Below are 969 nucleotides of genomic sequence, written 5' to 3'. Positions count from 1 at the left end.
CTAATTCTATTGATTATATTTTATTTCACGAATTTACTCATTTCTATGACGCTATGGAGTATTCAACTGGAGACAATTTATTAATGGCCAAAAACCGCGCTTTTACAGAATATCATGCCTCTCAAATCGAGATGCTAAAGCTATTAGAAATAGAATTTATTTTAGATAAACCTTCTTTCTCTGTATCTAATACAATTGTAAGTACAATTTTAGGAGATAAAACAGTATTCCGATACATCAAAGAAGAGCTTGAAGGAATAAGAAATCTTATCTCAAATGAAAAATTTCCTAAAGATATCAAAGAATTATCAACAGCGTTAGGTATGATTTTTAATTCTTTAGGACGCATTTCTATCTGTCGCATGTATGCTAGCGATTATGCAATATACAAAAAGGAACTTGAAAATATGGAATTTATTAAATCTTACTTCGGAGGAAATTTTACAAAAATCATAAATGATATGGTAGGTTTTTTAGATAAAGAAACTCAAATTAAAATTGGAAATTTAAATTATTTAGTACTGGAAGAACAGATAAAAAAATCGGGACTTTAATGATTTAGGTTGTTATAAAATATATTGCACCTAAAGCATATAACTGAAGTTACAAGATCCAGAGAATGAAAATAATTTTAGTTATTTTAGCTCCTTTTCTAGTAAATTCAATCCTATTTTGAATCAATTTAATAATTTAATTCACTACTGTAAAATGAGATTGAGTTGAAAGTATACTTTTGTTTTATCGTGTAGTGAATAATACTATAATGAGCGATTGTATTATAATTATTTCAGACGGTTTACGAAAGAAATCAATATTTTACAATAGACATGTATTCTTTTAATAACAAGAGTCTCCTACTTTTAGTATCCTCTTTTTATTGCTTTAAAGTCTTCCCTATTTTATTAATTCTCTATATAAATTTTACACAGCAGAATTTTTTGTACTTACTCTTTCAAAAGTCATTTTACC

1 protein-coding gene is annotated in these 969 nt (G+C 26.6%); it reads left to right on the top strand.

What is annotated here, in order from left to right:
- Positions 1-554, top strand: a 554-nt coding sequence (locus PTI45_RS01170) for a hypothetical protein (protein ID WP_217492686.1), incomplete at its 5' end; no start/stop codon positions are given.
- Positions 555-969 lie beyond the last annotated feature (415 nt).

It is taken from the genome of Paenibacillus nuruki (genome assembly GCF_001721045.1).
Lineage (GTDB): Bacteria > Bacillota > Bacilli > Paenibacillales > Paenibacillaceae > Saccharibacillus > Saccharibacillus nuruki.
The sequence above is the reverse complement of the archived record's forward strand: the minus strand, read 5'-3'. Positions and strand labels throughout refer to the sequence as shown.